The organism is Flavobacterium piscis, assembly GCF_031457575.1.
GTDB lineage: Bacteria > Bacteroidota > Bacteroidia > Flavobacteriales > Flavobacteriaceae > Flavobacterium > Flavobacterium piscis_A.
Genome location: NZ_JAVDWQ010000014.1, coordinates 10,728 through 32,250, shown reverse-complemented (window position 1 = coordinate 32,250; position 21,523 = coordinate 10,728). Strand labels below are relative to the sequence as shown.

Genomic DNA, 21,523 nt, shown 5'->3' with positions numbered 1-21,523 from the left:
AATAAAGGATATGAAAAATTCAGAAAAACCTACTGAAAACAAAGTTATGTCAGCAAATCCAAAAAGCAATAAAGATAATTTTGTAGCACCCGCAGCTGGCGCAGCTGCAGATTTAAAAGATTTGTTTATTGACAATCTAAAAGACATTTACTGGGCCGAAAATGCATTAGTGGGTGCCTTACCAAAGATGGCCGCAAATGCTACAGCTCCTGGTCTTGCATGTGCTATTTTAGAGCATCTTGCCATTACTCAAAACCAGGTTGCAAGACTTGAAAAAGTTTTTGATTTACTGGGAGAAAAAGCAGCAGGAAAAAAATGTGAAGCGATGGCCGGATTGTTAAAAGAAGGCGATGGTATTCTTGAAGAGACTACTCCGGGAGCAGTGAGAGATGCAGGTATTATTGCAGCATCACAAAAAATTGAGCATTATGAAATTGCAACTTATGGTACTTTATGTGCCTTTGCAAAAGCATTAGGTGAAAATGACGCAGCAAAATTACTGACACAAACTCTGGCAGAAGAAAAAGAGGCAGATTGCATTTTGAATGATGTTGCATTAAACAGTGTGAATACTGTTGCTGCTGAGTAAACTCTCCTTTTTCGGACTGAAAGCCTGCAAGGTTTTTAACAATTTATCAGCTACGAATTTTTACAAATTAATTCGTGTAATTCGTGGCTGATATTTTTTAGTAGCTAAAGCAAAATGCATAAAAGTTAATAGTCAACTTCTATCTGAGACCAATAAAAATTTACTTATTTTCATTTTTACAAAAACATCTGTACTTTGTGCAGATGTTTTTGTAATTAATTTATATCATGCAAAAATTTGCCTTGCCACCACTAATAGACAGTCACAGCAAAATATTAATTCTCGGAACTATGCCTGGAGACCAGTCTATTGCCAGACAACAGTATTACGGAAATAAAGGAAATCATTTCTGGAAAATAATATTTAATATATTTGGAGAAAGCTATAACACCAACTATGAAGAACGTAAAGAATTACTGAAAAAACATCGTATTGCATTATGGAATGTTCTGGCTTCATGTGTAAGAGAAGGAAGCAGTGATTCTAAAATTAAAAACGAGTGTGCTAATGACTTTGAAAATTTACACCTGCAATATCCCAATATCAGGCATATCTTTTTTGAAAGTAAAACTGCTGCAAAGTTTTTCGGGAAATATGCAAACCCTAATGATGGAATAACGTATCACATCCTGCCCTCAACAAGCGGTTTAAATGCCGGATTGAGTCTCACGCAGAAAATAGAAATGTGGAAAAAATTGGCGGAAACAGCAAAAACACTACAGAAGAAATTATAAACATAAAGTGTATTAAAAAAAATGATGGCGCTGTGTTGGCGCCATCACTCTTAAATTTCATCAAAAGTTTACTACTATCTAAAGAATGATGAATATTATTTTTTATCAATTTTATAAAGTCTTCCTTCATCAGTAACAGCATATAAAGCCCCATCATTACCTTGAGTAATATCTCTAAATCGTTGATTTTCCTGAGCAAAAAGTCTTTCCTCACCCACAACACGATTATTGTTAATAGCAAGACGTACAATATGTTTACCGCTTAATGCCCCTATAAAAAGATTATTTTCCCATTCCGGTACACGATTACCGCTATAGAATGTCATGCCGCTTGGCGATATAACAGGATCCCAATAATATACCGGCTGTTCCATACCTTCTTGCTGCTGAATTCCTCCACCTATCACTGCTCCATTATATTCAATACCATAAGTAATAACAGGCCATCCATAATTAGTTCCTGCAATTAAACGATTGATTTCGTCACCACCTCTTGGCCCATGTTCGCTAAGCCAAACTTCGCCAGTAACAGGATGCAGTGCCAATCCTTGTGGATTTCTATGCCCGTATGTGTATAATTCAGGTAGTGCGCCAGTTTCGTTAAAAACAGGGTTACCAGTAGCCGGCTGGCCCTCTTTATTGATTCTGACAACTTTTCCAAGACTTCCGACAAGGGATTGTGCCAATGGTCTGGTTTCAATCACAGAACGTTCTCCGGTGCTAATCATCAGGCTGCCATTTTTATCAAAAAGAATACGCCCTCCATAATGAAGATTACTTGCATTTGCAGGAGTAGACCTAAAAATTACCGTTGCCCCTTCAATTGTTTTCTCATCATCAGATAACTTACCTTTAGCAACAGCTGTAATATTTCCACCTGCTACTACTTCTGAAAATACCCAGTAAATCATTTTATTAGTTGCAAATTCAGGATCAAGGCATAACCCTAATAATCCTCCCTGACCCGAAGCATTAACAGCCGGAACACCAGTAATGGCAGTGCTAATTTCTCCTGATGTTTTTACTATTCGTAACTGCCCTGATTTTTCAGTAATTATAAGTCTGCCATCCGGAAGACATTTTACTCCCCACGGACTGCTTAAGGCTGTAGTAATAACTTTTCCTTCGTAGCTGGTATTGGTCTGAAGGCCACTACTACGGGTTTGCCCTGCAAATGCCGGTTCATAGCTGGTATTTGGGTCTGTCGTTTCAACAGGGTCCGTAACGGTGCCTGGATCCGCAATTGGATCTTTATCATTTGAGCAGCTGAACAAAGTAAACAGTACGCTCGAAAAAAACGAAATGTAGGTTATATTTTTCATCGTTTTGGTAATTAAATTTATAAATAGTTACTTATCGTATTAGTTAACAACAATCTCAATGACTTTTTATTGTATTGCAATTTGGTCCAGATTCAAATAACAATAATTTTAAAAGAATATCTGTTTATGTTATTGAAACCAAATTTCTAAAAATTCGATAATAAAAATTTACATAATTTTAAGTTAAATTTATACAATTACCCGTTCCACAACAACATAACTACCTAAATACCAAATACGTACAACGATTTACATAAATAAAAGTTAATTTTTGACTGCAATTAATTTGCTTCAAGCTTTAGTCTTTTTATATCTTTCAGTATAATTTTCTTTCCTTTTAATTCAATCAGTCCTGATTTATTAAAATCGGATAAGAGACGGATACAGCTTTCAGTAGCGGTTCCAATCATTCCGGCAAGTTCTTCCCTGGAGAGCTGAACATTTAACGCGTTTTCCTCATTAACCCCAAACGTATCGTTTAAATATAATAAGGTTTCAGCTAGTCTTTCTTTTACTGTCTTTTGAGTCATATCCACCATGTGATCGTCAGATTTTTTCAAATCCTCACAAACCGATTGCATCAGATTCATCGAAAACTGATTGTTGGTATTAAAGAAATGAAGGATTTCGCTTTTAGGAATAAAACAAACTTCCATATCGGCAACAGCTTTGGCAGATAAGTTAGCCGGCTCATTGCTAATCATAGAGCGTTGTCCCAGAAGTTCCCCAGATTTTACCAATTTAACAATCTGATCTTTTCCGTTAGCACTTAATTTAGAAAGCTTACCAATACCATCCTTAACACAGAAAACACCATTGGTTACCTCACCTTCTTCAAAAATGGCCTCTCCTTTTTTTATGATATGAGTGGTTTTACTATTGGCTAATTGTATGACTTCTTCTTTATTAAGCGCTTTTAGAGAACTAAGCTGCCTTACGATACATTGGTCACATTTGTTCATAGTAAAATTGTTTGTTGCAAAATTAGATATAATTCAAGTTGATACGCTTAATGAAGGCTGAAAAATATATAGAAAATAATCTTTCTACATAAAAAAAAAAACCGTTTATTTTAATTTATAGCGATATGATAAATGTCATAGTATAGCCTTTTGCAAATTATAACCTTTGTAAGGTACAAAAAACAAAGTTATGAGTGAGCAAAGTTGTTTTCACTGTGGATTAACCATTCCTAAAAATGAAGAAATTACTTTTGACCAAAAAAAGTTTTGTTGTAACGGTTGCAAAACGGTCTATGAAATTTTCAGTATTCATGATTTAACCTGTTATTATGACTTTGAAAAATCTCCGGGAGCAACACCGCAGGATATTCATGGCAAATATGATTTTTTAGACAACGAGGCAATCCTTTCAAAATTACTGGAGTTTCAGGAAGGCAATACAGCTATAGTTTCATTAAATATTCCACATATTCATTGTAGTTCCTGTATCTGGATTCTCGAAAATCTAAATAAAATTCAAACCGGAATCAGCGTTTCACAAGTTAATTTTCCAGAAAAAAGAGTACGGATCACTTTCGATTCCGACAAGATTTCACTTAAGGAAATTGTTTATTTATTGAGTTCTATTGGCTATGAGCCATATATTAGTCTGGAAAATTACGAAACAGGCAAAAAAAATATTGACCGAAGCCTGACCTATAAACTGGGCGTTGCCTTTTTTTGTTTTGGAAATATTATGCTGCTTTCGTTTCCCGAATATTTTGAAATCAAAGAATTCTGGCTGGACAATTACAAACCTTTTTTCAGGGCTTTAATTTTTATTCTTTCTTTACCCAGTTTTATCTATTCTGCCAAAGACTACTATGTTTCAGCCTATAAAAGCATTAAATCGGGAATGCTGAATATTGATATTCCGATTGCTTTGGGAATTATCGTCATGTTTGTCCGCAGTACTTTTGATATTATAATGGATTACGGTCCCGGCTTTTTTGACAGCCTTACCGGACTAATCTTCTTTATGCTATTGGGAAAAATGTTTCAGATTAAAACCTATAGTTTTTTAAGTTTTGAAAGAGATTTTAAATCGTATTTCCCAATTGCTGTTACCCGAATTAATACAGATACCACCGAAGAAAGTGTTCCGGTTTATGACATTGAAAAAGGAAACCGATTGCTGATTCGCAATCAGGAATTGATTCCGGTTGATGGAATTTTAATAAGCGAAAAAGCCGAAATCGATTATAGTTTTGTAACTGGTGAAGCGGTTCCGATTACCAAAAAATCTGGCGATAAAGTATTTGCCGGAGGAAAGCAAATTGGGAAAGTTATCGAAATGGAAGTCCTTCATTCGGTTTCACAAAGTTACCTGACGCAGTTATGGAGCAATGAAATTTTTCAGAAGAAAGTGCTCCAAAAACACAAAACCATAACAGATGCAATAAGTCGGTATTTTACCCCAATTTTACTGCTGATTGCATTTGCTGGTTTTGGATATTGGATTTTTATAGATGCTAATACCGCTTTTAATGTTTTTACTGCAGTATTGATTGTCGCTTGCCCTTGCGCATTGGCACTTACAGCTCCGTTTACTTTTGGAAACATTTTAAGAATTCTGGGCAAACAGAAATTATACCTTAAAAATGCATTAGTAATTGAGCAATTGGCAAAAGTGGACACTATTGTTTTTGATAAAACGGGAACCATTACCACCAATAAAAAAACGAATATTCTATATGAATCCTCCCCCGACCTCTCCAAAGGAGGGGAACCGGAATCAGGACTTTCTGATGAAAATAACATTCTGATAAAAAATGTGCTTCGGGCATCCAACCATCCGTTAAGCCGGATGTTATATGATTTTTTACCTGAAACAAGAAAAATTAAAATAGACGACTTTCAGGAAATAACGGGCAGGGGAATTCAGGGTATCATTGATAATAAAGCTATCCAAATGGGTTCGGCAGAATTTGTTAATGCTTTGATTTCAGAACCTTTAGAAATTGAAAAAACAGCAATTCATATTAAAATTGAAGGAATCTATTACGGCAAATTCATTTTTGAAAACCAATACAGAAAAGGACTGGAAAAATTATTTTTTGATTTAAGTAAAAATTATCAAATAAAAGTTCTTTCAGGTGATAATGATGGTGAAAAGACTAATCTGGAAACTATTTTGCCTGAAAACACAGAACTGATCTTTAATCAAAAACCGGAACAAAAACTCGATTACATCAAACAATTACAGGAAAAAGGATTAAATGTAATGATGGTTGGCGATGGACTGAACGACGCCGGAGCTTTGGCACAAAGTAATGTAGGGATTTCCATTTCAGAAAATGTAAATGTGTTTTCTCCTGCCTGTGATGCTATTTTGGATGCCGGCGAATTTGCACATTTAGATTATTTCCTGAAACTATCTCAAAAATCCATCACAATCATCAAAATGAGTTTTGTGCTTTCGCTCCTTTATAATGTTGTCGGATTGGGTTTTGCCGTAACTGGAAATTTACTTCCGCTGGTAGCCGCCATCATAATGCCTTTGAGCACCATTACCATCGTCAGTTTTGTCACTGTAATGAGTAATTTTTATGCTAATCAGAAATAAATAATATGTCATTGCAGCATGATAATTATCATATTTTAAGAATTAGCAACGCACTAATTTTGTTGCTATAAATAAAAAGGTATGAGTGTCATTTATCTATTAATTTCAGTCAGTATTTGCGTAGCAATCGGGTTCTTTATTGCTTTTATAATCGCTGTCAAATCGGGACAATATGATGATGACTATACGCCATCTGTCAGAATGCTTTTTGATGACGAAACCAAAATAACCACCCAGACTAATCAATCAGCAACCGAAGAAAAACAAGTATAATTATGATAATGAGCATCCCGGAAATTTCGTCGTAAAACGAATGACAATATGTGAATTGCATAAAACCGAAAAAAAACAATAAACAACAACTTATGAAAATGGAACAGTTTTATTACGACAACAAAATTGTAAAAAAATTCATTTATGCCACTATTCTTTTTGGAGTAGTAGGTATGTTAGTGGGATTAACCTTAGCGGTTATGTACCTTTTTCCCAACATCACAGATGGGATATCATGGCTTAGTTATGGTCGGTTAAGACCATTGCATACCAATGCGGTAATTTTTGCCTTTGTGGGAAATGCCTTTTTTGCCGGAATGTATTATTCTTTACAGCGATTGCTGAAAGCCAGAATGTTTAGCGATTTCTTAAGTAATCTTCATTTTTGGGGCTGGCAGCTTATTATCGTAGCCGCTGCGATTACATTACCATTAGGATATACTTCCTCTAAGGAATATGCCGAATTAGAATGGCCTATTGATATTGCGATTGCTCTTATTTGGGTAGTAATGGGAATCAATATGATTGGTACTATGCTGCGCCGCAGAGAACGTCATTTGTATGTTGCGATTTGGTTTTACCTCGCTACGTTTGTTACCGTTGCCGTTTTGCATATTTTTAATAATATCGAAATCCCTGTATCCCTTTGGAAAAGTTATTCTGTGTATGCAGGTGTTCAGGATGCTTTAGTTCAATGGTGGTACGGTCATAATGCGGTGGCATTTTTCCTGACAACCCCATTTTTAGGATTGATGTATTATTTTGTACCTAAAGTAGCCAATCGTCCGGTGTATTCTTATCGTCTTTCGATTATTCACTTTTGGTCATTGATATTTATTTATATCTGGGCAGGGCCTCACCATTTATTGTATTCTGCTTTACCAAACTGGGCTCAAAATTTAGGGGTTGCATTTTCTATAATGCTGATTGCTCCATCCTGGGGTGGAATGATTAATGGACTTTTAACACTAAGAGGTGCCTGGGATAAAGTGCGTGAAGAACCTGTTTTGAAGTTTTTCGTAGTAGCAATTACAGGTTATGGAATGGCCACTTTTGAAGGCCCGATGCTTTCTTTAAAAAATGTAAATGCTATTGCGCATTATACGGACTGGATCGTTGCCCACGTACACGTTGGCGCTCTTGCGTGGAACGGATTTATGTCTTTTGGGATCATTTACTGGCTAATTCCCAGAATGACAAAAAGCAAATTATTCTCCACTAAATTGGCCAATTTCCATTTCTGGATCGGGACCTTAGGGATTATTTTATATACCGTACCCATGTATGTAGCTGGTTTTCTACAGGCTTCAATGTGGAAACAGTTCAATCCTGATGGTACATTAACGTATGGAAATTTCCTTGAAACCGTTACGCAAATTATGCCAATGTATTGGATGAGAGCCATTGGAGGTACTTTATATCTGATAGGAATGTTTACGCTGGTTTACAACATCATAATGACTGTTAAAGTTGGTGAAACTATAGAAGATGAATTGGCCCAGGCTCCCGCTTTACAAAGAATCAGCAGCAGTAGAATTAGTGGAGAAAAATTCCATAGCTGGTTAGAAAGAAAACCAATTCAATTGACCATTTTAGCCACAGTTGCTATTTTAATTGGAGGAATCATTCAGATTGTGCCAACGATTATGGTCAAATCTAATATTCCAACAATTGCCAGTGTAAAACCTTATACCCCTTTAGAATTAGAAGGCCGGGATTTATACATCCGTGAAGGTTGTGTGGGTTGTCATTCACAATCTGTTCGTCCCTTTAGAAGTGAAGTCGAGCGTTACGGACCACAGGCGAAAGCTGGAGAATTTGTTTATGATCATCCATTTCTTTGGGGATCAAAACGTACTGGCCCTGATTTACAGCGAGTAGGCGGAAAATACAATGACAACTGGCATTTTAATCATTTCTGGAACCCGCAAAGTACTTCTGCAGGTTCGATAATGCCCGGTTATAAATGGCTGTTCGATAATGAAGCAATGGATATTTCATTGACCCAGAAGAAAATGCAGGCTATGGTTTCGCTTGGTGTTCCGTATTCGGATGCTGAAGTTGCTAATGGATTAAAGGATTTAAGAGCTCAGGCTATTTCGATAGAAAAGAATCTTGAAAATGACCCTGATTTTGTAAAAAGCTATGAAGAAAGCAAGAAAAAAGCAGCTGCCAAAGGAGAGGAATTTGTACCGATGAACGAAAGAGAAATTGTTGCCTTAATTGCTTACATACAAAGACTTGGAATGGATATTAAAGTAAAAGAAACTTCTAAATAACAACATTATGTTTGAGCAAATAAAACACAATATGGAGACTATTTCGGGTGTAGAAATTTACCCGATTCTTTCTCTCCTAATTTTCTTTTTCTTTTTTGTAGGCTTAGGCTTTTGGGTATTCTCCTATAAAAATGAGAAGATTCAGGAATTGAGCCAAATGCCTTTAGATGAGGGTTGTAGTATAATTTCAAAAGATAAATAGAATGAAAAAATTATTTCCAGTATTTGTATATCTAAGAGTACCGCTGATTTTCATTACCGGTTTTGGTTTGATGGAGTATTTTATAGATTCAGGCGATCGCCCTGCATTTATCAAGTTTCCTATGGTGTCCTTATTTCTATTTGTATTTCTGTTTGTCCTGATTGCAATTGAAATTACGCTCACCGCTGTCAGTCGCGTCATGTATCAATTAATGACTCCTGAAGAAAAGGCAAAAAAAGCGTATGAAGACAGCTTAAGTCTAAAAGAAAGCGATTGGTATAAAAACCTCATGCAAAGGCTTACCAGGACACAACCTATTGAAAAAGAAGGCGATTTATTGATGGACCATGACTATGATGGCATTAAAGAATTGGATAATAATTTGCCGCCGTGGTGGGTTTATTTATTTTATATTTCTATCATTTTTGGAGTAGTGTACGTTTTTCGCTATGATGTTTTTGGAGCAGATGATCAGGAAATGGAGCTCAAAAAAGAAATGACCCAGGCTAAAATTGAGGTTGAGGAATATCTTAAAACAGCTCCGGATTTAATGGATGAAAAAACAGTAGTTGTACTTACCGATGCACCAGGTCTGGATGCCGGAAAAGAAATTTATACGACCAATTGTGCCGCCTGCCACAGAGCTGATGGCGGTGGACAAATTGGTCCTAACCTTACTGACAAAAATTGGATTTTAGGCGGTGGAATTAAAGAGATATTTCACACCATAAACAACGGAGGACGTGATGGCAAGGGAATGATTGCCTGGAAAGGGACTTTAAAACCAAAAGAAATTCAAAAAGTAGCCAGTTATATTTTGTCATTACAAGGCAGTAATCCAAAAGACCCGAAAGAATCAGAAGGTGAAATTTGGGCAGATGAAACTTCTCCAAAAAAGGAAGTAATTACTAACCAACCAGCAGAAAGTACTGAAGTTAAAAAATAATTATCATGTCAAATTTACCAGACGAAGCTTTTAGAGATACCATCGGAACCATTGATGAAAGTGGTAAACGAAAATTTATTTTTCCGAAAAAGCCATCTGGTATGTTCTATGAGTATCGAAAATGGGTTAGCTACGTGTTATTGGCTATTTTAATTGCCAATCCGTTCATCAAAGTAAACGGAAACCAATTTATGATGTTCAATGTTTTAGAACGTCGGTTTAATATTTTTGGATTTCCGTTTTGGCCACAGGATTTTTATCTTTTTGTGATATCCATGTTGGTTGGTGTCGTTTTCATTATTTTGTTTACGGTTATTTTCGGAAGGATTTTTTGTGGCTGGATTTGTCCGCAGACTATTTTTCTGGAAATGGTTTTTCGCCGAATCGAATATTGGATTGATGGGGACCGCGGTGCACAAACCCGTTTAGCCAGGCAAGAATGGAACGGGGAAAAAATTAGAAAAAGATTACTGAAATGGTTTATTTTTTTCCTGATTTCTTTTGGAATTGCCAATATCTTTCTGGCTTATTTAGTAGGTAGTGATACGCTGTTTTTAATGGTGGAAGAAGGGCCAATTCAACAATCGGGTAACTTTATTGCATTGCTTATTTTTACCGCGGTTTTTTATTTTGTTTTTGTTTCATTCCGCGAGCAGGTTTGTATTATCGCTTGTCCCTACGGAAGATTACAAGGTGTCCTTTTAGATAATAAATCGATTAATGTTGCCTACGATTTTGTGCGTGGCGAAAAAGAAGCAGGTCGCGCCAAATTCAACAAGAAAGAAGAAAGGGCCACTACCGGAAAAGGCGATTGTATCGATTGCCATCAATGTGTACACGTTTGCCCAATGGGAATTGACATTCGTAACGGAACGCAACTCGAATGTACCAATTGCACTGCCTGTATCGATGAATGCGATACGATTATGGAATCTGTAGGTTTGCCAAAAGGCCTGATCCGATATGCCTCTGAAGATGAGATAGAGAAAAACACCCCTTTCAAATTCACAGCCAGAATGAAAGGCTATACCACTGTTTTGCTCATTTTATTGAGTATTCTTGTTGGAATGCTGTTTTTGCGCACTGATGTTGAAGCAATTATTTTGCGTCTACCAGGCCAGCTCTTTCAACACAAAGGCGATAAAATCAGTAATGTATATACTTATAAAATTGTCAATAAAACGATAAAAGATTACAGCGATATTCATTTTGAATTAATGGATCAGAAAGGCGAAATCAAAAATGTCGGAAATACCCATTTTAAAATAAAAAAAGAAGGAATTTCACAGGGAACTTTATTCATAGAAATAAATGAAGCACTTCTGGAAAGCGATAAAACCAAAGTAAAAATTGGTGTTTACAATGGTAATGAATTGCTGGAAACCACCACTACGAATTTTTTAGGACCAAGAAGTTTTAACTAAATAACAATATTATGAAATCGCCACTAATAAACTTTGTGAAACAAAAACAATAATTAAAAGGCGATACCATATTGGACAACTAACACATAAAATCCACAAATATGAAAATGAACTGGGGAACAGGAATAGTCTTTGCTTTTGGGTTGTTTATGACCTTTATTTTATATTTTGTTTTTCAGGTACAATCCAATAGCAAGTATGACAATGATTTGGTTGTGGAAGAATATTACAAACACGATTCTCATTTTCAGGATGAAATGGCACGCATTCAAAATGCCTATGATTTACAGCAAAAACCTTCTATTACTTATAATTCAGAAGGAGTGAAAGTTGTTTTTCCCGCCACTTTTGAAAGTAATAAAGTAAAAGGAAATGTATTATTATACCGACCTTCCAACAAGAAATTTGATTTCAATACACCAATTGCTTTGAGTAATTCTACTTTATTAATTTCAAAAAACAAATTAATCAAAGGGCAATGGAATGTAAATATAGAATGGCAATACCAGGAAAAAAAATATCTTTCGAAAGAGGTAATTTACGTTAATTAAAAAAAATGAACGCAGATAAAACCAGTTTTCAAAGTAATTTTCAATTTTAGGACCTGCAGAAATTCGTAAAATCTGCATGTCAAGATTTTCACGCAGATTTTGCAGATTCAGCAGATTTTTAAATCATTTTTAATCTAATTAATCTGTGCAAATAAATAAAAAGTAAAATGTTGTATTCTGCTTTCATATTAGGTCTTATCAGTAGTTTGCACTGCATCGGAATGTGTGGTCCAATTGCTATGATGCTGCCTGTAGATCATCAGAATGAAACCAAAAAAACAACCCAAATCATAACGTATCATTTAGGCCGGCTGACAGCTTATGCTACAATTGGTTTTATTTTTGGATTATTAGGAAGAGGTTTTTTTCTGGCCGGACTACAACAAAAAATGTCTGTTTTTATTGGGCTGGCAATGATTTTAGTCGTCTTGATTCCTGAAAAAGTATTCTCAAAATACAATTTCTCCAAACCTGTTTATAAAGTTATTTCAGGAATAAAATCGACTTTAGGAAGTCAGTTTAAAAACAGAAGCTATAAATCACTTTTTACAATTGGTTTGCTCAATGGTTTTTTGCCTTGTGGAATGGTGTATGTGGCTTTATTTGGGGCCATCGCTATGCAAAGCGCCCCTTTTGGGGTTTTATATATGTTGTTATTCGGGTTAGGAACTGTGCCTTTAATGACCGCTGTTGTCTATATCAATTCAATGATAAAATTACCTTTTCGTAATAAAATTCAAAAAGCAATTCCGTATGTAGCAGTGATTATTGGAGTTTTATTTATTCTTAGAGGCTTAGGTTTGGGAATCCCCTACATTTCCCCATCCAATATGAGTTTGTTTGTGCAGGGAACTCCTAATTGTCATTAAAAACATCAATTTATGATGCCCTGCATTTTTCCTGCAAGGTCTTTTTTCGGCCTTGCAGGAGTCCAAAAACTATTCACAAATCAATTATCAACACAGAATCTAAATGGTATTATACTGTCATTGAAAATAAATTGGTTTCCGGTGATTTTCTTTTTAAATGCAAATCAAAAGCCATACAAATATTACGGACAAATGGTCTTCCTGCTTCTGTAATTCTGATTTTATTCTCTTCCATTACAATCAGGTTGTCGTTTTCCATTTCTTTTAATTCGGCTAAAACACTTGGAAGTTCCTCAAAATAAAATGCTTTGTCATTCCAGGAAGTTTCAAACTGACAGGTTAAATTCAGAATGTGTTTCCTGATAATTAAATCTTCATCAGTAAGAATATGACCTTTTACAATAGGTAATTTTTCCCATTCCAATATCTGATAATAATCTTCTAAATTCTTTGTGTTTTGGACAAAGCCATACCAGCTGTCACTAATAGACGAAACGCCCAATCCAATCATCAATTGGGTTTTAGATGCACTGTATCCCATAAAATTTCGGTGCAATTCCTTATTCTGACCAGCCTTATACAAACTATCAGTTGCTAAAGCAAAATGATCCATTCCAATTTCGTGATAACCGTTTTTAGAAAGCAAAAGCTTTCCTGTTTCATATAACTGTCTCTTTTCAGTATCTTTTGGAATATCTTCGTCATTGAATCCTCGTTGCCCGTTTCCTTTAATCCAAGGCACATGAGCGTAGCTGTAAAACGCCAAACGATCTGGCTTTAAGGAGTTTGTTTTTTCGATAGTATCAACAATATTTTCAATTTTTTGAAAAGGAAGGCCAAATATTAAATCATGACCAATTGAAGTATATCCAATTTCCTTGGCCCAAAAAGTTACTTTGGCTACATTATGAAAAGGTTGGATTCTGTGAATAGCTTTCTGTACTTTTTCAGCATAATCCTGAACGCCAAAACTCACCCGGCGAAAGCCTAAATCGTATAATTTATGAAGTTGCTCATAGGATGTATTGTTAGGATGTCCTTCAAAACTAAATTCGTAATTTTCAGCCTTATTGGCATAAGAAAAAATACCGTTTATAAGGTGCTCCAGATTGTTTTTAGAGAAAAAGGTTGGAGTTCCCCCGCCTAAATGTATTTCTTTTATGATTGGTTTTTCCGGAAGTAATTTACAGTACAAACTCCATTCTTTTAAAAGTGCTTTAATGTACGTTTCTTCAACCGAATGGTTTTTGGTAATACGTTTGTTGCATCCGCAAAATGTGCACATACTTTCGCAAAAAGGCAAATGAATGTATAGGCTAATTCCGTTTTTTGAATTACTTTCTGCGAATGATTTCCGGAAAGAAGCAATCCATTTCAAGTCCGTAAAATCGCTTTCATTCCAATAAGGTACGGTTGGATAACTGGTGTATCTTGGACCAGGAACATTGTATTTTTGAATTAAAGACGTTGACATAATCGTAATTTTAGGAATTAGAAATGGTAATGCAGTCATTAACTATTGGATTCACCCGGAATTTCAATAGCGTTAATTTGTTCCTGATAATAAAAAAGTCCTCTTTTTATAATATTTTTATCTGATTTAAAAAAAGTGATTTCGTCAAAAGTTAAAACATAGTAGGCAATACCTTCTAATAGATTAGTCTTGAACGTCTGCCATTTTTTGATATTCTTTTTGGTAACTTCGGGCGTTTTTTCGATTTCCTCTTTCAAGTAATCCACATAAAGCTGTAGTTCTTTGATAAACATATTTGGGCGGTAACCTTCTGCAAGAATAGATTCATATCCGTTGATATGTCTGGTCATTTCGTTCAGGGAAACCTCCTTGTCAAAATAAGCCAAATTGGGACCAGGACATACAACAACACCTTGTTTTTCGCCTTTTATTTCAATGTCATTTTCAAGATAGGCCGTATTGGCAAGTCCAACACACAAACAGGATTTTACTGTAATCCCGGCACTCCTCTCTTTCCATTTCGTTAACGAAATACTCTTGTTTTCTTTCAGGTTGTCTAATTCCTGTAATTTTAACTGCTGGTATTTTCTGGAAGCGGTACAAATTCCTTCTTTAGCATAGTCAGTATTCAATGCCAAAAGTTTTTTAGGACAAGAACTGCCTGCCTTATTTTTTGCAATACGATGATTCCTGATGTCTTCGTTTGTTGTTCCATTTACTGTATTAAACGGGACACCTAATGGTGAAATCGCACTGCGGTAAAAATCTTTTTCGGTTGCTCCCATAAGCAGTTTTCGAGTGGCTTCATCTGTTGAAGTGGCTTCAGGTACCAATAAAAAAGGAGAGCCCCACCCTACTCCGTTTACGTTATAAAATTCCAATAAAAACTGATGTTCTTCTGCAGTCCCTACGCCACCCTGAACCGTAATATTTAAATCAAATGGCTGATTAGGAACAGGAATGCCTTTTTGAGAAAAAGCGGCTGTCATCAATTGATGGGCTGATGCTATGAGTTCATGTTTTCGTAATTTGAACTCTTCCATAATTGGCCCTAATAAAAGACCATCAGTTGCAAAAGCGTGTCCTCCGCAATTAAGTCCGGATTCTATTCGATATTCAGAAACCCAAATTCCTTTTTTGGCCAAATAATTCCCCTGAATAAGAGCTGAACGAAAGTCACTTACCTTAAGAATTATTTTCTTTTTTAAAATGCCATTTTCATCCGGGAAAAAATCTTTGAATTCCGAAATATAATTGTAAAGAGAAGGGTTCATTCCTGCCGAAAGTATCAATGACGAATTGAGTTCGCTCTCTGCAAAGCCGCGCAAAGCGGCATGAGCATCATTAAAAACAGGTGCCAGTGGCTCGCCATTTTTATAATTGGTCTTATCTACTTTAGTCATGATATTCACATCGATAGCTCCCGGATGCAAATATTGGGTGATATAATTCTTCACCATGTCAAATGAATCCGCATTTTTAGAAATAATTTCTTTCAGGCTGTTTTTTATATTGGATGTCTGGGGTAAGGTTTCTAAAAAATTCAGAAGTGATTGTTTGTTTTCGGCTATTTCTGAACAGAAATTATGGTACTTCTGTTCGACTATTTTACTGACAAGGTTAAGATAGGATTTGGTTCGCTCTGCACGATAATCATGAATTTTGGTTGAGATTTCATTATAGGAGAAATGAAACTTTTTGCTATAAAAAGAATTCATTTTTTCCATCAACTCATCGTCAATTATAGAAATTACAGAGTTAATACCCAGATGCGCTACCCTGATTGGGCTGTCTATCGTGTAAGCCAATCCCATAACCGGGATGTAAAAATTTTGTAACTGTTCTTTTTTCATTATGATAAAAATTTCAGCTACAAATGTTTAAAACATTGACCACACATAATATGATAAATATCATGAGTTCATTAAATGTTAATGACTTAAAAAATAAAAGCTTTATTGTGAGTAATTACATTCTTACAAAATAAAAATTTAGCATTTTTAACTATATTTTTGTACACCTCAAAAGGCTATTTCTACAATAATTATTCTATATTTAATCTATGCAAATTTTTAGATAAAGTCATTTCTTCTGATATTTATTTAAATAACAATAACACTACTATGCAATTGTTATCTATGTTCAATTTATAATATAAAAAATGAATACACGGGTTTATAATCTTTTACTGGCGGATGATGATGAAGACGATTGTGATTTTTTTAAGGAAGCACTTGAGGAACTATTAATTCCTTTTTCTCTTTCAACTGTCAATGATGGTGCTGAACTTATGAAATTTTTATCTGATAAACCGGTAGAAAACCTCCCTGATATTGTTTTTCTGGATCTGAATATGCCCCGGAAAAATGGTTTAGAATGTTTGACCGAAATAAAGCAGAATAAAAAATTGCAACATCTTTCAGTGATTATTTTTTCGACTTCCCTTAATATGGATATTGTTGATATAATGTATGAGAAAGGCGCAATTTACTACATACGCAAACCTGGTGATTATGCTAAATTGAAAAAAGTTATCGGAAATGCACTTACCCTAATTCCCGAAAATAATTTAAAACAGCCAGAAAGAGAGCAATTTGTTCTTGAATCCTAAAATCTACTGAATGACAAATAAGGAACATTATTTTCTCTCTGGCGGTGGTGAAATGGGTAAATTAATCCGCTCTAAAGACTGGGGTAAAACTTCGTTGGGAAATCCTGACACCTGGCCCCAGAGTCTTCGTACAATGGTAGCGGTAATGTTAGAAAATCCTTTTGGAATGTATATTGCCTGGGGAAATGACTACATACAAATATATAACGATGGATATCGTCCTATTCTGGGTTCAATAAAACATCCGGACGCCCTCGGAATCAGTACAAGAGAAACATTTTCAGAAATATGGCATATCATCGGCGAGATGTTTGATGACGCAATGGAGGGAAAAGCAGTTGGCTTTCCTGATTTCATGTTGCCTTTAAACAGAAATGGATTTATTGAGGAATGTTATTTTGATTTTTCATACAGTCCCATCAGAAAAGAAAATGGTGAAGTTGGCGGAGTTCTCGTTACTGTTCTTGAAACCACAGAAAAGAAGAGAGCTACAGAAGCATTAAAAGAAAGTAACACAAGATTTATAAATAACATCTTGCAGGCTCCGGCTGCTATGTGTATTTTTAAAGGTGAAAATTTTGTAATAGAAATTGCTAATGGGCACATGCTTGAATTGTGGGGAAAAAATGCTGAGGATGTACTCCATAAGCCCATTTTTGAAGGACTCCCTGAAGCTAAAAATCAGGGACTGGAAATATTACTAAGAGGAGTTTATACCACAGGAGAAAAATTCATTGCCAATGAAAGACCTGTTCAGCTGCCACGGAATGGAAAAACAGAAACTATTTATATCAATTTTGTATATGAGGCACTTAGGGAAGCAAACGGTACTATTTCTGGTGTCATTGCAATAGCAATAGAAGTAACGGCACAGGTAGTATCACGTTCTAAAGTAGAGGAAAGTGAACACAAAATAAGAGCATTGGTAGAAAATGCCCCTTTTGCTATTGCCGTATATACTGGCGAAGAAATGATTGTTGAACTTGCCAACGAATCAATAATCAATATTTGGGGCAAAGGTAATGATGTCATTGGAAAATCCTTTATGGACATTTTACCTGAACTCGACAATCAACTCGTATTTGAACAGATTAAAAGTGTTTATAAATCCGGACAATCATTCCATACTGAAAACACCCCTCTGGATTTGGTTGTGGATGGAAAATCAGGTACCTATTATTTTAATTACAGTTTTACTCCATTATATGATTTAAAAGGTAATATATATGGTGTGATGAATACTGGTATAGACCTGACGGATTTAAATCTGGCCAAGAAAAAATTAGAAGAAAGTGAGGGAAATTTACGTAGTATGGTATTACAATCCCCTATTGGTATTTGTGTATTGGATGCAGAAACCCTTGTGAGCGAAATTGTAAACGACAGTTTTGTAGAAGTAGCCGGAAAATCGTATGAAGAAATTGCAGGAAAATATTATTGGGATACATTCTCCGAAGTAAAATCTTATTATGAACCCGCACTGAAAAAAGTCGTTAATGAAGGTATTCCTTTTCATGTTAATGAAGTAGCAATGACGCTGGTTCGACATGGCAAAAAAGAAGAAATATATGTAAGTTTCGTTTATGCTCCATTAAAAAATGCAGCAGGTAAAGTAAACAAGGTTGCTATTTGGGTACTTGACAACACTCCGCAGGTAACCGCCAGACAAGAAATAGAAGAAAGCGATAAGCGTTTTAGAAACACCGTTAAGCAAGCTCCTGTTGGTATTACAATTTTACGTGGTTCAGAACATATTGTCGAAATGGCCAATGAAGCTTATCTCAAATTGGTAGACAGAGAAGAAAGAACTTTTGTTGGCAGGCCCTTATTTGATTCCTTACCGGAAGTAAAAGAAGCCGTAAACGTATTATTAGATAATGTTTTACTTACCGGAATTCCTTTTCATGGAAATGAAGTTCCTGTTCCGATAAACCGAAACGGAGAATTAGATATTTTTTATTTTGATTTTCTGTACCATCCTTTAAGAGAAGTTGATGGAGCAATTTCAGGAATAATTGTAACGGTTACGGAGGTAACGGAAAAAGTAGAAGTCAGAAAAAAAACAGAAGAAAATGAGCAACGCCTTAATATTATAGTAGAAGCCAGCGAACTGGGTACCTGGGAATTAAATCTAAAAACTAAGGAACTACATTATTCAAAAAGATATCTGGAAATTATTGGAGGATATGGAGAGTATAATAATTTAACCTATGAACAACTATTAAAATATATTCATCCGGAAGATTTGCATATAAGGGAAAAAGCCTTAAAAGAAGCCATAATTTCAGGGCATCTCTATTATGAAGCAAGATTGATCTGGGATGATAAGTCTGTTCATTGGGTAGAAGCTAAAGGAAAAGTTTTTTATGACGATGAAAACCATCCCGAAAAATTAATTGGTACCGCAAGAGATATTACAGCACTTAAAAATTATCAGCAGGAATTAGAAGAAAGTGAAAAAAGATTCCGCAATCTTGTAATGCAGTCCCCAATACCAAAAGCTATTCTGAAAGGCCGCCATATGGTTATTGAATTAGCGAATGAAACTCTTCTGAAAAATATCTGGAGAAAAAAAGAAAGTGATGTTCAGGGAAAAAAGATTCTTGAAATTTTCCCTGAACTCAAAGATCAGAAATACGAGAAACTACTTAATGAAGTATACACTACCGGAAAAGTTCATTCTGAATCAGAATCTCCACTTTATCTGAAAGATGGTGATATAGACTATAAATTATATATCGATTTTGAATACGCACCGGTTTGTGATAGTGATAACAACATTTCCGGAATAAAAATTACTATAATTGATGTAACCGAAAAAGTAGAAACCAGAAAAAAAATCGAAGAAAGTGAAAAAAGATTTCGTTCGTTAACAGAAAGTATTCCTCAATTAATCTGGGAGACGGATGAAAAAGGAAATCCTTTATTTGCTTCAGGAAAATGGCTGGAATATGCCGGAATTCAGCCTGCCGGAGAAGAAGAATGGAAATCTTTAATTCATCCCGAGGATTACGTTCAGAATGTTGAAGCGTGGAACCATAGTCTGGCAACTGGAGAAATTTACAGATGTGATGTCCGTATTAAGAGTAAGGAAGGAATTTACCGATGGCATACCGCAATTGGTGAACCTATATTTGGTAAAAATAATGAGATTCTAAAATGGGTTGGAGCATTTACAGATATCCAGACAGAGAAAGCTTTTACCCAGGAATTAGAAAATCAGGTAATTAATCGAACAAAAGAACTTAGCCAGATAAACGAGTCTCTCAGAAAAAGTGAGGAACGTTATCACTTAATGGTTGAAGAGGTACAAGACTACGCTATTTTATATTTGAATAATTTGGGAGTAGTAGAAAACTGGAATATTGGTGCTGAAAAGATAAAAGGATATAAATCAGAAGAAATCATTGGAAAGAATTTTTCGACTTTTTATACTGAATCTGACCAGAAAAATAAACTTCCGCAAAAATTATTATCCCTTGCAAAAGAAAAAGGTAAAGTAGTACATGAAGGATGGCGTGTTCGAAAGGATGGTACACTAATCTGGGCCAATGTTGTAATAACGGCTATTCATAACAAAAAAAATGAAGTCATCGGATTTTCAAAAGTAACGCATGACCTGACAGAAAAAAAGAAAGCGGATGACAAGTTAAAATTAAATGCCCGTGAATTAGAACAAAAAAATAGGGAACTCGAAAACATGAATAAGGAATTACAATCCTTTACTTATATTTCTAGCCATGATTTACAGGAACCTTTAAGAAAAATACAAACATTTGCTTCGCAGATTATTGAAAGGGAATCTCAGAATCTATCCGATATTGGAAAAGATAAATTTCAAAGAATCCAAAATGCGGCACACCGAATGCAGGCCCTTATCAATGATTTGCTTAGCTATTCCAGAACTAATGTTCAGGAAAGGGTATTCGAAAAAACAGATCTTGCTGACATTATCAATCTGGTAAAAGAAGATTTAAAAGAAGAACTGATACAAAAGCATGCAACTGTTGAAAGTAATGAAACCTGTGAGATTACTATCATTCCGTTTCAATTCAGGCAATTGTTATATAATCTTTTAAGTAACTCGCTGAAATTTTCTATTCCTGAAATTCCTGTACATATAAAAATTCAATGTAAAATAACAAAAGGAAAATCGCTGAACCATAACAGGCTGTCAAAGGAAACAGATTATTGCCATATCAAAATTTCAGATAATGGTATTGGTTTCAGCCCCGAGTACAATACTAAAATATTTGAAGTGTTTCAGCGTCTACACGGAAAAAATGAATTTCAGGGAACAGGTATTGGACTTGCCATTGTAAAGAAAATTGTTGAAAATCATAATGGGATAATTACAGCAAATGGAGAAGTAAATAAAGGTGCTGCCTTTGATATTTATATTCCGGTAATTAACTAAGAACTAACTAATACCATTTAGATATAAAACAGTTTTTTGTTTTCCTCACCCCAGCCATCTCCAAAGGAGTTAAAAAATCGGATTATTTTATATTTCTAAAAATGGATTGTCAGTGAATCAAAACAACCACCTAAGACAGTAATCTCTCCATTAGAGGCCAAAACAAAAAGACTTGAAAGCCGAGAAAGAAATTCAATATACTGAATTTTAGCATCCTAACTAATATGTAATCCGTTTTTTACTTCAATTAATTTCATTCAACGGG

At 35.2% G+C, this 21,523-nt stretch carries 16 protein-coding genes; 12 read left to right on the top strand and 4 right to left on the bottom strand.

Features of this window, described 5'->3' with window-relative positions:
* Positions 1 to 10 precede the first annotated feature (10 nt).
* Positions 11 to 589, top strand: a complete 579-nt coding sequence (locus tag J2W48_RS17555) for a ferritin-like domain-containing protein (protein ID WP_310282995.1) — start codon at positions 11 to 13, stop codon at positions 587 to 589.
* Positions 590 to 816: 227 nt separating this feature from the next.
* Positions 817 to 1,323, top strand: coding sequence for a DNA-deoxyinosine glycosylase (locus J2W48_RS17550; protein ID WP_310282994.1), 507 nt, complete (start codon positions 817 to 819; stop codon positions 1,321 to 1,323).
* 95 nt (positions 1,324 to 1,418) lie between these two features.
* Here J2W48_RS17550 and J2W48_RS17545 read toward each other — a convergent pair whose 3' ends face one another.
* Both J2W48_RS17545 and J2W48_RS17540 read right to left on the bottom strand, forming a co-directional pair.
* Complete coding sequence (locus J2W48_RS17545; protein ID WP_310282993.1) at positions 1,419 to 2,645, bottom strand: PQQ-dependent sugar dehydrogenase; 1,227 nt, start codon at positions 2,643 to 2,645, stop codon at positions 1,419 to 1,421.
* Between the two features lie 281 nt (positions 2,646 to 2,926).
* On the bottom strand, positions 2,927 to 3,607 hold the full coding sequence (locus J2W48_RS17540) for a Crp/Fnr family transcriptional regulator (protein ID WP_310282992.1): 681 nt from the start codon (positions 3,605 to 3,607) through the stop codon (positions 2,927 to 2,929).
* 190 nt (positions 3,608 to 3,797) lie between these two features.
* On the opposite strand from J2W48_RS17540, the gene J2W48_RS17535 reads away from it, so the two are divergent.
* The 8 genes from J2W48_RS17535 to J2W48_RS17500 all read left to right on the top strand — a co-directional run bounded on the left by J2W48_RS17535 (position 3,798) and on the right by J2W48_RS17500 (position 12,756).
* Positions 3,798 to 6,212 carry a heavy metal translocating P-type ATPase gene (locus J2W48_RS17535; RefSeq protein WP_310282991.1) on the top strand — a complete coding sequence of 805 codons (2,415 nt, stop codon included), beginning with the start codon at positions 3,798 to 3,800 and terminating at the stop codon, positions 6,210 to 6,212.
* Between the two features lie 81 nt (positions 6,213 to 6,293).
* Positions 6,294 to 6,485 carry a cbb3-type cytochrome oxidase assembly protein CcoS gene (ccoS, locus tag J2W48_RS17530; RefSeq protein WP_310282990.1) on the top strand — a complete coding sequence of 64 codons (192 nt, stop codon included), beginning with the start codon at positions 6,294 to 6,296 and terminating at the stop codon, positions 6,483 to 6,485.
* 92 nt (positions 6,486 to 6,577) lie between these two features.
* Positions 6,578 to 8,764 carry a cytochrome-c oxidase, cbb3-type subunit I gene (gene ccoN, locus J2W48_RS17525; RefSeq protein WP_310282989.1) on the top strand — a complete coding sequence of 729 codons (2,187 nt, stop codon included), beginning with the start codon at positions 6,578 to 6,580 and terminating at the stop codon, positions 8,762 to 8,764.
* Between the two features lie 7 nt (positions 8,765 to 8,771).
* The gene (locus J2W48_RS17520) at positions 8,772 to 8,966 is read left to right on the top strand and encodes a CcoQ/FixQ family Cbb3-type cytochrome c oxidase assembly chaperone (protein ID WP_310282988.1); all 195 of its coding nucleotides are present in this window, start codon (positions 8,772 to 8,774) and stop codon (positions 8,964 to 8,966) included.
* Between the two features lies 1 nt (position 8,967).
* Positions 8,968 to 9,912: a cbb3-type cytochrome c oxidase N-terminal domain-containing protein gene (locus J2W48_RS17515; protein ID WP_310282987.1), complete on the top strand. Its 945-nt coding sequence runs from the start codon at positions 8,968 to 8,970 to the stop codon at positions 9,910 to 9,912.
* Between the two features lie 5 nt (positions 9,913 to 9,917).
* Positions 9,918 to 11,336: a cytochrome c oxidase accessory protein CcoG gene (ccoG, locus tag J2W48_RS17510; RefSeq protein WP_310282986.1), complete on the top strand. Its 1,419-nt coding sequence runs from the start codon at positions 9,918 to 9,920 to the stop codon at positions 11,334 to 11,336.
* 101 nt (positions 11,337 to 11,437) lie between these two features.
* Entirely contained in the window at positions 11,438 to 11,887 is a 450-nt protein-coding gene (locus J2W48_RS17505; protein ID WP_310282985.1) for a FixH family protein, read from the top strand.
* A gap of 167 nt (positions 11,888 to 12,054) precedes the next feature.
* Complete coding sequence (locus J2W48_RS17500; RefSeq protein WP_310282984.1) at positions 12,055 to 12,756, top strand: sulfite exporter TauE/SafE family protein; 702 nt, start codon at positions 12,055 to 12,057, stop codon at positions 12,754 to 12,756.
* A 109-nt stretch (positions 12,757 to 12,865) separates the two neighbouring features.
* Here J2W48_RS17500 and hemN read toward each other — a convergent pair whose 3' ends face one another.
* Together hemN and J2W48_RS17490 are read right to left on the bottom strand one after the other, a co-directional pair.
* Positions 12,866 to 14,230 carry an oxygen-independent coproporphyrinogen III oxidase gene (hemN, locus tag J2W48_RS17495; RefSeq protein WP_310282983.1) on the bottom strand — a complete coding sequence of 455 codons (1,365 nt, stop codon included), beginning with the start codon at positions 14,228 to 14,230 and terminating at the stop codon, positions 12,866 to 12,868.
* 38 nt (positions 14,231 to 14,268) lie between these two features.
* Entirely contained in the window at positions 14,269 to 16,083 is a 1,815-nt protein-coding gene (locus J2W48_RS17490) for a hypothetical protein (RefSeq protein WP_310282982.1), read from the bottom strand.
* Between the two features lie 308 nt (positions 16,084 to 16,391).
* Between J2W48_RS17490 and J2W48_RS17485 the strand changes: the two genes are divergently transcribed.
* Together J2W48_RS17485 and J2W48_RS17480 are read left to right on the top strand one after the other, a co-directional pair.
* Positions 16,392 to 16,841, top strand: coding sequence for a response regulator (locus J2W48_RS17485; RefSeq protein ID WP_310282981.1), 450 nt, complete (start codon positions 16,392 to 16,394; stop codon positions 16,839 to 16,841).
* 10 nt (positions 16,842 to 16,851) lie between these two features.
* Positions 16,852 to 21,258, top strand: coding sequence for a PAS domain-containing sensor histidine kinase (locus J2W48_RS17480; RefSeq protein ID WP_310282980.1), 4,407 nt, complete (start codon positions 16,852 to 16,854; stop codon positions 21,256 to 21,258).
* Positions 21,259 to 21,523: the final 265 nt, after the last annotated feature.

Bases quoted from the DNA above. Each gene is read 5' to 3' on its own strand.
- J2W48_RS17535 (WP_310282991.1), top strand. From the start codon at position 3,798: ATGAGTGAGCAAAGTTGTTTTCACTGTGGATTAACCATTCCTAAAAAT.
- J2W48_RS17485 (WP_310282981.1), top strand. From the start codon at position 16,392: ATGAATACACGGGTTTATAATCTTTTACTGGCGGATGATGATGAAGAC.
- J2W48_RS17520 (WP_310282988.1), top strand. From the start codon at position 8,772: ATGTTTGAGCAAATAAAACACAATATGGAGACTATTTCGGGTGTAGAA.
- J2W48_RS17505 (WP_310282985.1), top strand. From the start codon at position 11,438: ATGAAAATGAACTGGGGAACAGGAATAGTCTTTGCTTTTGGGTTGTTT.
- J2W48_RS17515 (WP_310282987.1), top strand. From the start codon at position 8,968: ATGAAAAAATTATTTCCAGTATTTGTATATCTAAGAGTACCGCTGATT.
- J2W48_RS17555 (WP_310282995.1), top strand. From the start codon at position 11: ATGAAAAATTCAGAAAAACCTACTGAAAACAAAGTTATGTCAGCAAAT.
- J2W48_RS17540 (WP_310282992.1), bottom strand. From the start codon at position 3,607: ATGAACAAATGTGACCAATGTATCGTAAGGCAGCTTAGTTCTCTAAAA.
- J2W48_RS17545 (WP_310282993.1), bottom strand. From the start codon at position 2,645: ATGAAAAATATAACCTACATTTCGTTTTTTTCGAGCGTACTGTTTACT.
- J2W48_RS17500 (WP_310282984.1), top strand. From the start codon at position 12,055: ATGTTGTATTCTGCTTTCATATTAGGTCTTATCAGTAGTTTGCACTGC.
- J2W48_RS17490 (WP_310282982.1), bottom strand. From the start codon at position 16,083: ATGAAAAAAGAACAGTTACAAAATTTTTACATCCCGGTTATGGGATTG.
- J2W48_RS17550 (WP_310282994.1), top strand. From the start codon at position 817: ATGCAAAAATTTGCCTTGCCACCACTAATAGACAGTCACAGCAAAATA.
- ccoN (WP_310282989.1), top strand. From the start codon at position 6,578: ATGAAAATGGAACAGTTTTATTACGACAACAAAATTGTAAAAAAATTC.
- ccoG (WP_310282986.1), top strand. From the start codon at position 9,918: ATGTCAAATTTACCAGACGAAGCTTTTAGAGATACCATCGGAACCATT.
- ccoS (WP_310282990.1), top strand. From the start codon at position 6,294: ATGAGTGTCATTTATCTATTAATTTCAGTCAGTATTTGCGTAGCAATC.
- J2W48_RS17480 (WP_310282980.1), top strand. From the start codon at position 16,852: ATGACAAATAAGGAACATTATTTTCTCTCTGGCGGTGGTGAAATGGGT.
- hemN (WP_310282983.1), bottom strand. From the start codon at position 14,230: ATGTCAACGTCTTTAATTCAAAAATACAATGTTCCTGGTCCAAGATAC.